The organism is Serratia sp. LSHTC3 (assembly GCF_057197125.1).
The window spans coordinates 130,996-143,531 of sequence record NZ_JBXUNP010000001.1; the positions used below are offsets into that span (position 1 = coordinate 130,996).

General features: G+C 62.4%; 10 protein-coding genes. 6 read left to right on the forward strand and 4 right to left on the reverse strand.

The features are described 5' to 3' along the window. The first annotated feature begins 136 nt into the window (after nt 1-136). From der to AC2CGI_RS00680, 3 genes are all read left to right on the forward strand, one after another. On the forward strand, nt 137-1,627 hold the full coding sequence (gene der, locus AC2CGI_RS00670) for a ribosome biogenesis GTPase Der (protein WP_004941442.1): 1,491 nt from the start codon (nt 137-139) through the stop codon (nt 1,625-1,627). A 98-nt stretch (nt 1,628-1,725) separates the two neighbouring features. Further along, nucleotides 1,726-2,682 (forward strand): AEC family transporter, encoded by a 957-nt coding sequence (locus AC2CGI_RS00675; protein WP_015378773.1) that lies wholly within the window; start codon nt 1,726-1,728, stop codon nt 2,680-2,682. 13 nt (nt 2,683-2,695) lie between these two features. Then, nucleotides 2,696-2,917, forward strand: a complete 222-nt coding sequence (locus tag AC2CGI_RS00680) for a zinc ribbon domain-containing protein (RefSeq protein WP_004941446.1) — start codon at nt 2,696-2,698, stop codon at nt 2,915-2,917. A gap of 4 nt (nt 2,918-2,921) precedes the next feature. Here AC2CGI_RS00680 and AC2CGI_RS00685 read toward each other — a convergent pair whose 3' ends face one another. From AC2CGI_RS00685 to AC2CGI_RS00695, 3 genes are all read right to left on the reverse strand, one after another. After that, on the reverse strand, nt 2,922-3,263 hold the full coding sequence (locus AC2CGI_RS00685) for a protealysin inhibitor emfourin (protein WP_004941448.1): 342 nt from the start codon (nt 3,261-3,263) through the stop codon (nt 2,922-2,924). Then, nucleotides 3,263-4,288: a M4 family metallopeptidase gene (locus AC2CGI_RS00690; RefSeq protein WP_015378772.1), complete on the reverse strand. Its 1,026-nt coding sequence runs from the start codon at nt 4,286-4,288 to the stop codon at nt 3,263-3,265. The genes AC2CGI_RS00685 and AC2CGI_RS00690 overlap by 1 nt, the downstream gene beginning before the upstream one ends. A 62-nt stretch (nt 4,289-4,350) precedes the next feature. Continuing rightward, nucleotides 4,351-5,433: a LacI family DNA-binding transcriptional regulator gene (locus AC2CGI_RS00695; protein ID WP_075684912.1), complete on the reverse strand. Its 1,083-nt coding sequence runs from the start codon at nt 5,431-5,433 to the stop codon at nt 4,351-4,353. 358 nt (nt 5,434-5,791) lie between these two features. On the opposite strand from AC2CGI_RS00695, the gene AC2CGI_RS00700 reads away from it, so the two are divergent. Together AC2CGI_RS00700 and AC2CGI_RS00705 are read left to right on the forward strand one after the other, a co-directional pair. Further along, on the forward strand, nt 5,792-7,102 hold the full coding sequence (locus AC2CGI_RS00700; RefSeq protein WP_015378771.1) for an MFS transporter: 1,311 nt from the start codon (nt 5,792-5,794) through the stop codon (nt 7,100-7,102). 11 nt (nt 7,103-7,113) lie between these two features. Beyond that, on the forward strand, nt 7,114-9,480 hold the full coding sequence (locus AC2CGI_RS00705; protein WP_076741096.1) for a glycoside hydrolase family 31 protein: 2,367 nt from the start codon (nt 7,114-7,116) through the stop codon (nt 9,478-9,480). 3 nt (nt 9,481-9,483) lie between these two features. Here AC2CGI_RS00705 and xseA read toward each other — a convergent pair whose 3' ends face one another. Further along, complete coding sequence (gene xseA, locus AC2CGI_RS00710; RefSeq protein ID WP_041922363.1) at nt 9,484-10,860, reverse strand: exodeoxyribonuclease VII large subunit; 1,377 nt, start codon at nt 10,858-10,860, stop codon at nt 9,484-9,486. Nucleotides 10,861-11,030: 170 nt separating this feature from the next. On the opposite strand from xseA, the gene guaB reads away from it, so the two are divergent. Beyond that, nucleotides 11,031-12,494: an IMP dehydrogenase gene (gene guaB / locus AC2CGI_RS00715; protein ID WP_004941460.1), complete on the forward strand. Its 1,464-nt coding sequence runs from the start codon at nt 11,031-11,033 to the stop codon at nt 12,492-12,494. The last annotated feature ends 42 nt before the right edge of the window (nt 12,495-12,536 follow it).

The window sequence follows — 12,536 nt, forward strand, 5'->3', positions numbered from 1 at the left end:
GCCGCTGTGGCGCGAAAGATGAAGGGGAAAACGGCTCCTGAGTGTTCAGGGGCCGTTTCGTATTTTATAAGCTGCACCGCTGGTGTCTATCCACAGTGCAGTAACGCATTGATTATTAAGTAATGAGGCTTCAACAATGATACCTGTCGTCGCGCTGGTCGGGCGCCCGAATGTGGGTAAATCCACCTTGTTCAACCGTTTAACCCATACGCGTGATGCGCTGGTGGCGGATTTCCCGGGGCTGACGCGTGACCGCAAGTATGGTCGTGCTGAAATCGAAGGCAATGAATTTATCATCGTCGATACCGGCGGCATCGACGGCACCGAAGACGGCGTCGAAACGCGCATGGCCGGTCAGTCGCTGCTGGCGATCGAAGAAGCGGACATCGTGCTGTTCATGGTCGACGCCCGCGCCGGCCTGATGCCGGCGGATCAGGGCATCGCCCAGCACCTGCGCAGCCGCCAGAAGGCGACCTTCCTGGTGGCCAACAAGACCGACGGTCTGGATCCGGACACCGCCACCGCCGATTTCTACTCGCTCGGCCTGGGTGAAGTGTTCGCTATCGCCGCTTCTCACGGCCGCGGCGTGACCCAGCTGATTGAACACGTGCTGGTGCCGTTCGTGCCGGAAAAACCGGAAGACGTCGAGCTGACCGAGGAAGAGGCCAACGCCGCTTACTGGGCCGAGCAAAACGGCGAAACGCTGGAAGGCGAAGAAGACGAAGAGCCGGAAGAAGCGTTCAATCCGCAGGATCTGCCGATCAAGCTGGCGATCGTCGGCCGCCCGAACGTCGGTAAGTCTACGCTCACTAACCGCATCCTCGGCGAGGAGCGCGTGGTGGTGTATGACATGCCGGGCACCACCCGCGACAGCATCTACATTCCGATGGTGCGCGACGAACGCGAATACGTGCTGATCGACACCGCCGGGGTGCGCAAACGCGGCAAGGTGACCGAAACCGTCGAGAAATTCTCGGTGATCAAGACCCTGCAGGCGATTGAAGACGCCAACGTGGTGCTGCTGGTGATCGACGCGCGTGAAGGCATTTCCGATCAGGATCTCTCTCTGCTCGGCTTTATCCTCAATAGTGGGCGCTCACTGGTGATTGCGGTCAACAAGTGGGACGGCATGAGCGAAGAAGATCGCGAGCACGTGAAAGAGATGCTCGATCTGCGTCTGGGCTTCGTCGACTTCGCGCGCGTGCACTTCATTTCCGCCCTGCACGGCAGCGGCGTCGGCAACCTGTTCGAATCGGTACAGGAAGCCTACGAGTGCGCAACCCGCCGCGTAAACACCTCGATGCTGACCAAAATCATGCAGATGGCGGTTGACGATCACCAGCCGCCGTTGGTGCGCGGCCGCCGCGTGAAGCTGAAATATGCCCATGCCGGCGGTTACAACCCGCCGATCGTGGTGATCCACGGCAACCAGGTCAGCGATCTGGCCGATTCGTACAAACGCTATCTGATGAACTACTTCCGCCGCTCGCTGAATGTGATGGGGACGCCGATCCGCATCCAGTTCAAAGAGGGTGACAACCCGTTCGCCGGCAAACGCAATCTGCTGACGCCAACCCAGATGCGTAAGCGCAAGCGCCTGATGAGCCACCTGAAAAAGAGCAAGTAATCGCTTATGAGGGGCGCGGCAGTGATGCCGCGCCCTTTTTTATTGGCCCGAAATCGTTTTATTATCTGAAGATTACCTCGCCTGCCTGAAGGAACACCATGTCCTGGGAAACCTGGAGTTTTGCGTTTAACGTCACCGTGCCGAATCTGCTGATGATGCTGCTGGGGATCCTGCTGCGCCATTGGCGCCTGATGGATGACCGCTTCGTCGACGGTGCGACCCGCCTGGTGTTCAATCTGGCGCTGCCGTGCCTGCTGTTTTTCAGCATTGCCACCAACCATCCGCAGCTGCTCGGCAACCTGCCGCTGGTGCTGTTCGGCGCGGTCGGCACGCTGGCGACCTTCCTGCTTTTGGAGCTGGCGGCCAGGTGGTTGGTGAAAGAACCGCGTGAGCGCGGGGTATTCGTGCAGGGCGGCTTCCGCGCCAATACCGCCATCGTCGGCCTGGCCTACGCCATGACCGCCTACGGCAGCGAAGGCATTGCGCTCGCCTCGCTGTACCTGACGGTGACGGTGATCCTGTTCAATATACTGTCGGTCATCACCCTCACGCGCAGTCTGCAGGGCGGGCAGGGCAAGAAAATCAGCCACCTGTCGCTGCTGCGCAGCATCGTCACCAACCCGCTGATCATCGGTCTGGTGTGCGGGCTGGCGTATGCGCAAACCGGGCTGGGGATCCCGGCCGTGATCCGCCAAACCGGCAGCTATATCTCCGCGCTGTCGCTGCCGCTGGCGCTGCTTTGCACCGGAGCCAGCCTGGATTTTCGCGCCATGTTCCGTTCGTCCAACGTGGCGGCGCTGTCGTCGGCGGCCAAGCTGTTTCTGGTGCCGTGCCTGATGACACTGGCCGGCTGGCTGTGCGGGTTCCAGGGCGCGGCGCTGGGCATTATCTTCCTGTTTTCCGCCACGCCGACCGCTTCGGGCAGCTATGTGATGACGCGCGCCATGGGCGGCAACGCCACGCTGGCGGCCAATATTATCGCCATCACCACCGTCGGTTCGTTCTTCACCACCGCGTTGGGGATCTATTTTTTGCGCTCATGGGGCGCGATTTAACCTGGGAGTCGTTATGGACGCGCACTGTCCGCACTGTCGTCAGACCATGAATTGGGTAGCGGGTCACTACCATTGTGCCGCCTGTCAGCGCGATTATCGGCAGCTGGCGAGCTGCCCGGAGTGCGGGCAGCCGCTGCAAGAATTGAAAGCCTGCGGGGCGGTGGATTACCTGTGCCAGAACGGGCACGGGCTGATCTCCAAAAAGCGGGTGAATTTCAGCTATCAGCCGCTGTAAGCCCTCACTCATCCACCTGGCCGGTTTTCCACAGATCCACCAGCGCCTGCGGCGCGCTGCTTTCCGGGATTAACAGCACGATCTCGGTGCTCAGGGTGGGGCTGGTGTAGTTGATCTGTATGCGGTAGTAGCGTTGGTCGCCGCAGCCGGGGGAGTTGGGCTGGCCTTCTTCCTGCGCATAAGGCAGCGTCTGGTTCAGCAGCTGATTCAGGCGCTGCCGCTGCTCCGGCGTGATATCGGCCAGCGCGATGCGGCGCTGGCCCGCCAGTTTGGGAATGTAGGCGAAGCCTCCCTCGCGCGCCAGCTCAATGACCGTATCCTGATTGAGCGTCGGCAGCGGTTTCATTATTCCACCCCCACCTGATGCCAGGCCTGCTGCACCTTGTCCGCCACGCTCTGGTCGAAACGCGCTTGCGCATGTTTCACCGTGGCGCGGGCGAAGGTGGCGAAATCGGCATTTTGCGGCAGCGCTTTGTCGCATACCGTGTCATACCAGACGTAGCCGGCTTTCTCCCAGGCGAAGCCGCCCAGCGCCGTCGCCGCCAGGTAGAAGGCGCGGTTGGGGATGCCGGAGTTGAGGTGCACGCCGCCGTTGTCTTCCTTGGTCTGGATATAATCCTTCATGCTGGCGGGCTGCGGGTCTTTGCCCAGCAGCGGGTCATCGTAGGCGGTGCCGGGCGCCGACATCGAGCGCAGCCCTTTGCCTTTGATGCCCTTGGCGAGCAGCCCGGCGCCGATCAGCCAGTCGGCTTTATCGGCGGTTTGCTGCAGGTGGAACTGCTTGACCAGCGAACCGAACACGTCGGACAGCGATTCGTTGAGCGCCCCTGACTGCTGGTAGTAGATCAGCCCGGCTTCGCTCTCGGTCACGCCGTGCGCCAGCTCGTGGCCGACCACGTCGATGGCGATGGTGAAACGGTTGAAAATCTCGCCGTCGCCGTCGCCGAACACCATCTGCTGGCCGTTCCAGAAAGCGTTCTGGTACTCCTTGCCGTAGTGCACGCTGCCGACCAGCGGCAGCCCCTGGTTATCCAGTGAGTTGCGGCGGTAGGCCTGCCAGAAGAAATCGTAGGTGACGCCGAGGTAGTCGTAGGCTTCGTCCACCGCCACGTCGTGGTTGCTGGGCTGGCCCTCTTTACGCACCTGTTTGCCGGGCAGTTGGGTGCCGTTCTGGGCGTCGTAGATATCGCGGAGCGCTTCGCCGGCTCGGGCGTTTTTCTCGGTCGGTGAACGTAGCGGCTTGTTGCCGAGCAGGCTTTGCACGTGGTTCAGGGTGTGCAGCGCGCAGTCGCGCTGCGGGGCGTTGCCGTGTTCAATGATGCGGCGCAGCATGTAGGGAGGAATGACGGAACGCATGCGCTGGGCTGGCATAGTGGCTCTCCTTAGGCAAAAATTTTACCTCATCGAATGAATGCACTGTGCCTAAGTGTAGCCTACTCGTCATAAAGCCTGTGGTCATGCGTGCTCACCGCCGGCGCAGTCTTGTGCGGGCTGATGCGCCGCACCGAGGCGCGTACCGCCAGCCGGCCGTGCAGCAGCAGATTGCACGGCGGCGCGTCGGCGCGCAGCATGCGCCGCTGCAGCAGTTGGATCGCCTCGTAACCCAGTTCGTCGCGCGGCACCTGCACCGAGGTCAGCGGCACGTCATGGATTTCCGCCAGGTTGAAGCCGTCGGTGCTCATCACCGACACGTCGCCCGGCACGTTCAGCCCTCGCTTGTTGAGCGCCTTGACCGCCCCGACCGCCATGTAATCGCCGCCGGCCAGGATCGCCGTCGGCAGCGGGGCGTGGCCGTGGATGCCATCGAGATAGGTGGTCAGCGCCTGCTCGGCCTCTTCGCTGCCGAAGCCGGAGGTGGTGACCAGATGTCGGCTGTCGTCGAACGGCAGATGATGCCGGGCGTAGGCTTGCCGGATGCCCGCCAGCCGCAGCTCCATGGTGTGGCGGCGCAGACACTGCAGGTTGAGAATATGGCTGTGCCCCTGCTGGAACAGGTAGCTGGCGGAGTAATCACCGATCAACTGATGATCCGGCGAGACGCTGTCCAGCCGCATCTGCCGATCGCTGCAGTTGATCAGCACGCAAGGTTTGTGCAGATCGGCCGCCAGGGTGTGGATATGCTCGTCGTCGATGCCGATGATCAGCGCCGCTTCGGTGTGCGGATCGCTCATCTTTTCCAGAAACAGCGCGCCGTCGCTGCGCTGCTCTTCCAGCCCGCAGTAGCGGATGCGCACCTCGTGCTCCATCAGCGCGGCGGCAATGCCCTGAATGACCTTGTAGTAGAAGATATCGGTGCGCACGTCGAACGCGCGCTGCGGCGCGAACACCATCACGTTGTTCAGCATCAGCCGGCCGCTGGAAATGCCCTGCAGAATGCCGTTTTGCTGCGCACAGTCCAGCACCTTGCGGCGCGCCTCGGCGCTGGTGTTGGCCTTGCCGGCCAGCACGCGGGAAACGGTGCTGATCGACAGCCCGGTTTGGCGGGCGATCTCCTGGATTTTCAGCTTTCCGTTCATTTTGTGATCTCCTTCAAATTCGTCCATGAGAATATTTTCACTGCGGATTTTCAGCGTCTTGACCGGATTTATCGGCCATTATGACTATTTTTTCACCCGCTTGTGAAAATCTTTGCAAAAAACCCCGTTTCGCTGTGCGCTATCGCTGAGTAGTCTGCATTGGTACACCAATTTTGGGACATGTCAGTCCAATTTTAACGGTGTGCGAAAAAGAAAACAAAAAATAAATCATGGGGTTGTGATGGACTGCCGGTCTGTTATGCGAGCGTTGGCCTGTGTTCACCGTCCCCTTTTGATAGCGCAACGTACCTTACCAATGCGCGCGTCGCTGTCACAGGCGGCCGCGGGGAGAGAACTGATGAGTGTGGAGATCAATCAGGCGGTCGCGCAGAGCGGCCGACGCAAGTTCAAATCGCTGCGCTGGTGGATGCTGGCGCTGTTCTTGCTGGGCGTCACGGTCAACTACATTACCCGCAACTCGCTGGGCATTCTGGCGCCGGAGCTGAAAACCAGCCTGAACATGAGCACTGAGCAATATGCCTGGGTGGTGGCGTCGTTCCAGCTGGCCTACACGGTGTTCCAGCCGATCTGCGGCTGGCTGATCGACGTCATCGGCCTGAAGATGGGCTTTCTGATCTGCGCCGGCATTTGGGCGGTGGTATGCATGCTGCACGCCGGCGCCGGCAGCTGGCTGCAACTGGCCATTCTGCGCTTCTTCATGGGGGGCGCGGAGGCGGCGGCCACCCCGGCCAACGCCAAGGCGATCTCCGACTGGTTCCCGAAAAAGGAGCGGCCGATCGCCGCCGGCTGGGCGGGCGTCGGTTTCTCCATCGGCGCCATGTTGGCGCCGCCGATCATCGTTATCGCTCACGTCTCCTTCGGCTGGCAGGGGGCGTTCCTGTTCTCCGGCGGGCTGGCGCTGATCTGGGTCGTGCTGTGGTGGCTGTTCTACCACTCCCCGCAGCAGCACCCGAACCTCAGCCAGCAAGAGCTGGATCTGATCCGCGAAGACAACGAGCCGGTGTTGCCGAAGCTGCCGTTTTTCACTTCGCTGGCCAGCCTGTGCAAGAACAAGAAGTTTTACGGCATCGCCATCCCGGCCTTTCTCGCCGAGCCGGCCTGGGCGGTCTTCAGTTTCTGGGTGCCGCTGTACCTGGCCACCGAACGCGGCATGGATCTGAAGCAGATCGCGATGTTCGCCTGGCTGCCGTTCCTGGCGGCGGATATCGGCAGCGTCGCCAGCGGCTATCTCACCACCCTGTACCGCAAATGGTTCGGCTGCAGCCGCGTCAACTCGGTGGTCGCCAGCTCGGTGACCGGCGCTTTCCTGATGGTGTCGCTGGCGTTCGTGGCGATCACCCAAGATCCCTATGTGGCGATCGCGCTGATCTCGATCGGCGGTTTCGGCCATCAGGTGATCTCCTGCATGCTCAGCGCGCTGGTGGTGGAGTCGTTCGATAAAAACCAGATGGCGACGGTCAACGGCATGCGCGGCTCCAGCGCCTGGATCGCCAGCTTCCTGTTCACGCTGCTGATCGGCGCGGTATCCGACACCATCGGCTTCAACCCGCTGTTTATTGCCATGGGCTTCTTCGATCTGATCGGCGCTGTGTTCCTGATTGCCCTGATCGCCGAGCGCGGCGGTAAGAAAACCCCTTCACACAGCTAAGTGGAATATGTATGAAAACCTTGAAAAATTGGACGCTGGCGGCGCAGCATGCCGATCATGTCGAGCTGCTGGTCGATGAACGCCACCGTTTCTGCCTGTACGTGCTGGAAGACGGCCTGTTCCGCGTGTTGATTAAACGTGAGGGCGAGCTGGCGCTGGATCGCACCTGGAGCATCGCGCCGCAGAACGATGTGCCCTGGGAGGGGCGCGATCGGCTCAGCGTCGCCGGTTTCAGCCTGCCGGGCTATCAGCTGCGCCAAGAGAGCGATCGGCTGGTGGTCAGCACGCCGCTGCTGCGCGTGACGGTGCATCAGCCGCTGTGGTTGGAATGGGAGCATTGCAATGCCGCCGGCGAGTGGCGGCCGCTGGCGGCGGATCGGCCGACCAGCGCCTACCTGCTCAATGCGCACGGCGACGGCGTGGCGCACTACCAGCGGCGTTTTGCCGATGAGCGCTATTACGGCCTGGGGGAGAAAGCCGGCGATCTGGAACGCACCGGCCGCCGCTTCGAGATGCGCAATCTGGACGCCATGGGCTACAACGCCGCCAGCACCGATCCGCTGTACAAGCACATTCCGTTCACCATCACCCGTGGGCCGGAGGCGAGCTTCGGCCTGTTCTACGACAACCTGAGCAGCTGCTGGCTGGATCTGGGCAACGAGATCGACAATTACCACGCGGCCTATCGCCGCTATCAGGCCGAAGCGGGCGATCTGGATTACTACCTGTTCCTCGGGCCGAAGGTTTTGGACGTCACCAAGGCCTTCGTGCGCCTGACCGGCCGCACCCACTTCGGGCCGAAGTGGAGCCTGGGCTACAGCGGCTCGACCATGCACTACACCGACGCGCCGGACGCCCAGCAGCAGCTGCAGCAGTTCATTGCGCTGTGCCGCCAGCACGCCATTCCCTGCGACTCCTTCCAGCTGTCGTCGGGCTACACCTCGATCAACCACAAACGCTACGTGTTCAACTGGAACTACGACAAGGTGCCGCAGCCCAAGCTGCTCAGCCAGGCGTTTCACGACGCCGGCCTCAGGCTGGCGGCCAACATCAAGCCGTGCCTGCTGCAGGATCATCCGCAGTATCAAGAGGTGGCGGCGCAGGGGCTGTTTATCCGCGATTCGCAAAGCGACGCGCCGGAACGCTCCAGCTTCTGGGACGATGAAGGATCGCACCTCGACTTCACCAACCCGGCGACGGTACGCTGGTGGCAGCAGGGCGTCACGCAACAGCTGCTGGAGATGGGCATCGATTCCACCTGGAACGACAACAACGAGTACGAAGTGTGGGATGGCGAAGCGCGCTGTCACGGCTTCGGGCGGCCGATCGCCATCAAGCACATCCGCCCGGTGATGCCGCTGCTGATGATGCGCGCCTCGATGGAGGCCCAGCAGCGCTTCGCGCCGCAGAAACGCCCGTACCTGATCTCGCGCTCCGGCTGCGCCGGCATGCAGCGCTATGTGCAGACCTGGAGCGGCGACAACCGCACCAGTTGGCAGACGCTGCGCTACAACATCCGCATGGGGCTGGGCATGAGCCTGTCCGGCTTGTATAACCTCGGCCACGACGTCGGCGGCTTCTCCGGCGACAAACCGGACGCGGAGCTGCTGGTGCGCTGGGTACAAAACGGCGTGATGCACCCGCGTTTCACCATCCACTCCTGGAACGACGACGCCACGGTCAATGAGCCCTGGATGTACCCGGCCGCTACCCCGGCGGTACGTGAGGCGATCAACCTGCGTTACCGGCTGCTGCCGTATTTCTACACCCTGTTGTGGCAGGCCTGCGCCGACGACGAGCCAATGCTGCGCCCGACTTTTCTCGATCACGAACAGGATGCGCGCACCTTTGGCGAGAACGACGATTTTCTGATCGGCCGCGATCTGCTGGTGGCCAGCGTGGTGGAGCCGGGGCAGCGCTGGCGTTCGGTATATCTACCGGACAACGGCGAAGGCTGGTACTGCTTCTACAGCGGCCAGTGGTTCGGCGGTGGCCAGACGGTGACGCTGGCGGCGCCGCTGGAGCGTTTGCCGCTGCTGGTGCGCGCCGGGGCGGCGCTGCCGTTGTCGCAGCGGCTGGCGCATGTGGACGTGGCTGCCGACGATCGGCGCGAGCTGCGGCTGTTTCCGCTCAAGGGCTGCGGCGTGAGCAGCGGGCTGTTGTTTGAGGACGACGGCGAAAGCGAAGGTTGGCGGCAGGGCGATGCGCTGTGGCTGCGCTGGGAAATGCGCTGCGACCATCAGCGCATCATGCTGGACATCGCGACGGAAGGGCGTTTTCGTCCGGCCTGGCGCACGCTGACGCTCAGCCTGCCGGAAGGCGAAACGCGCGCGCTGTGGGTGAACGGCGAACCGGGCGAGCGTTTTACGCTGGAGTAGGGCTTACTCGGCCGCGCGCTTCTTGCGCGGCTTTTTAGCGACGGTGATGGTTTTCACCTCGCTTTCCACCCAACCATCCTGCAGGCGGGTTTTCAGCAGTTCGCCGACCTGCGCCTGCTTGGTGGTTTTCAGCAGCTCGCCGCGCGGAGTTTGCGTCACGCTGTAGCCGCGTGCCAGCGTCGCCAGCGGGCTGACGGTCTCCAGCTGGCTGCAGGCCACGCCGAAGCGCTGGCGGTAGGCGTTGAGCTGCCGCTCCATCGCCTGCTGCAGACGGTATTCCTGCTGCTGCACGCGCTGTTGGTAGCGGTGAATGCGGCCCTGCGGCTGCACCTGCGCCAGCCGCTGCTGGGCGCGCTCGCTGCGGCGGGCGGCCAGGCGCAGCTGTTGCTGCATGCCGTCTTCCATCCGGCGCTGCAGCTTGAACAGCAGCGTCTGCTGGCGCGCCAGGCGCAGATGCGGATGCTGCTGCTGTAAACGGTGATGAATGCGGGTGAACTGCTGCTGACGCTGCGCCAGGTAGTAATCCATCGCCATCTCCAGCCGCTGCTGCTGCGACTGCAGCTGGCGCAACAGCTCAAGCTGATTGCGGCTCACCAGTTCGGCGGCGGCGGATGGGGTCGGCGCGCGCAGGTCGGCAACGAAGTCGGCGATGGTGACGTCGGTTTCATGGCCGACGGCGCTGACGATCGGAATGCGGCTGGCGAAGATCGCTCGCGCCACGCGTTCGTCGTTGAAGCTCCACAGATCTTCCAGCGAACCGCCGCCGCGGCCGACGATCAGCACGTCGCATTCATCGCGGCGGTTGGCGGCCTCGATGGCGCGCACGATCTGCATCGGCGCTTCCGCACCCTGCACCGAGGTGGGGTAGATGACGATCGGCAACGACGGATCGCGCCGCTGCAACACCTGCAGGATATCGTGCAGCGCCGCGCCGCTGGCGGAGGTGATCACCCCGACGCATTTGGCCGGGGCGGGCAGCGGCTGCTTGAACTGCTGATCGAACAGCCCTTCGGCGCTCAGGCGCTGTTTCAACTGCTCGAACTGTTGCTGCAGCAGGCCGTCGCCGGCGGGCTGCATGCTCTCGGCGATCAGCTGATAGTCGCCGCGCGGTTCATACAGCGTGATACTGGCGCGCACCAGGACCTGCTGGCCGTTTTGCGGCCGGAAGGTGACGCGTCGGTTGCTGTTGCGGAACATCGCGCAGCGCACTTGGGCGCGGTCGTCTTTCAGCGTGAAATACCAGTGGCCGGAGGCGGGCTGGGAGAGGTTGGAGATCTCGGCGGAGAGCCAAATCTGCCCCATTTCCATTTCCAGCAGTTGGCGAACCGTCTGATTGAGGCGGCTTACGGTAAAAATGGAAGGCGAAACAGGTAGCGACATGTGACCCAGATCAAATTTCAAAACAATCACTTAATTGGTCGATACTACATGGCTGAAAAAGGTAATCAAGACTTTTTGTAAGAAAGTGCTGGAGGCAACCGATTCCGCTCTGTATAATGCCGCGGCAATATTTTATCTTTTTCACAGCCCACCCTGGTGAGATATTGCCCATGCTACGTATCGCTAAAGAAGCTCTGACGTTTGACGACGTCCTCCTGGTTCCAGCCCACTCCACGGTTCTGCCTAACACCGCAGAGCTCGGCACTCAACTGACCAAAACCATCCGCCTGAACATCCCTATGCTGTCCGCAGCCATGGATACCGTTACCGAATCCGGCCTGGCCATCGCGCTGGCGCAGGAAGGCGGCCTGGGCTTCATCCACAAAAACATGTCCATCGAGCGCCAGGCTGAAGAAGTCAGCCGCGTGAAGAAACATGAAAGCGGCGTAGTCACCGACCCGCAGACCGTTACTCCGGCCACCACGCTGCAGGAAGTGAAAGAGCTGACCGCGCGCAACGGCTTCGCCGGTTACCCGGTCGTTACCGAAGACAACGAACTGGTCGGCATCATCACCGGCCGCGACGTGCGCTTCGTGACCGATCTGACCCAGCCGGTGACTGCGGTGATGACGCCGAAAGATCGCCTGGTCACCGTGAAAGAAGGTGAAGCGCGCGACGTGGTGCTGCAGAAGATGCACGAAAAGCGCGTAGAAAAAGCGCTGGTGGTGGACGACAGCTTCCATCTGCTGGGCATGATCACCGTTAAAGACTTCCAGAAAGCGGAACGTAAGCCGAACGCCTGTAAAGACGAGCACGGCCGTCTGCGCGTGGGCGCGGCGGTCGGCGCCGGCGCCGGCAACGAAGAGCGCGTCGACGCGTTGGTGGCGGCGGGCGTTGACGTGCTGCTGATCGACTCCTCGCACGGCCACTCCGAAGGCGTGTTGCAGCGCATTCGCGAAACCCGCGCCAAATACCCGGATCTGCAGATCGTCGGCGGCAACGTCGCGACCGCCGCGGGCGCCAAAGCGCTGGCTGAAGCCGGCGTGAGCGCGGTGAAAGTGGGTATCGGCCCTGGCTCCATCTGCACCACCCGCATCGTGACCGGCGTGGGCGTGCCGCAGATCACCGCCATCGCCGACGCGGTGGAAGCGCTGGAAGGCACCGGCATCCCGGTTATCGCCGACGGCGGCATCCGCTTCTCCGGCGATATCGCCAAAGCGATCGCCGCGGGCGCATCCTGCGTGATGGTTGGCTCCATGCTGGCGGGCACCGAAGAATCTCCGGGCGAAATCGAGCTGTATCAGGGCCGTTCGTTCAAATCTTACCGCGGCATGGGCTCGCTGGGCGCGATGTCCAAAGGCTCTTCCGACCGTTACTTCCAGACCGATAACGCCGCCGACAAACTGGTGCCGGAAGGTATCGAAGGCCGCGTGGCCTATAAAGGCATGCTGAAAGCCATCGTGCACCAGCAGATGGGCGGCCTGCGCTCCTGCATGGGCCTGACCGGCTGCGCCACCATCGACGATCTGCGCACCAAAGCGGAGTTCGTGCGCATCAGCGGCGCCGGCATTCAGGAAAGCCACGTGCACGACGTGACCATCACCAAAGAGTCACCGAACTACCGCATGGGCTGATGCCTTAACCTCTCCTGAGTGAGAGGCCGGGGTGGGGCGCCA

Bases quoted from the DNA above. Each gene is read 5' to 3' on its own strand.
- der (WP_004941442.1), top strand. From the start codon at position 137: ATGATACCTGTCGTCGCGCTGGTCGGGCGCCCGAATGTGGGTAAATCC.
- AC2CGI_RS00675 (WP_015378773.1), top strand. From the start codon at position 1,726: ATGTCCTGGGAAACCTGGAGTTTTGCGTTTAACGTCACCGTGCCGAAT.
- AC2CGI_RS00680 (WP_004941446.1), top strand. From the start codon at position 2,696: ATGGACGCGCACTGTCCGCACTGTCGTCAGACCATGAATTGGGTAGCG.
- AC2CGI_RS00685 (WP_004941448.1), bottom strand. From the start codon at position 3,263: ATGAAACCGCTGCCGACGCTCAATCAGGATACGGTCATTGAGCTGGCG.
- AC2CGI_RS00690 (WP_015378772.1), bottom strand. From the start codon at position 4,288: ATGCCAGCCCAGCGCATGCGTTCCGTCATTCCTCCCTACATGCTGCGC.
- AC2CGI_RS00695 (WP_075684912.1), bottom strand. From the start codon at position 5,433: ATGAACGGAAAGCTGAAAATCCAGGAGATCGCCCGCCAAACCGGGCTG.
- AC2CGI_RS00700 (WP_015378771.1), top strand. From the start codon at position 5,792: ATGAGTGTGGAGATCAATCAGGCGGTCGCGCAGAGCGGCCGACGCAAG.
- AC2CGI_RS00705 (WP_076741096.1), top strand. From the start codon at position 7,114: ATGAAAACCTTGAAAAATTGGACGCTGGCGGCGCAGCATGCCGATCAT.
- xseA (WP_041922363.1), bottom strand. From the start codon at position 10,860: ATGTCGCTACCTGTTTCGCCTTCCATTTTTACCGTAAGCCGCCTCAAT.
- guaB (WP_004941460.1), top strand. From the start codon at position 11,031: ATGCTACGTATCGCTAAAGAAGCTCTGACGTTTGACGACGTCCTCCTG.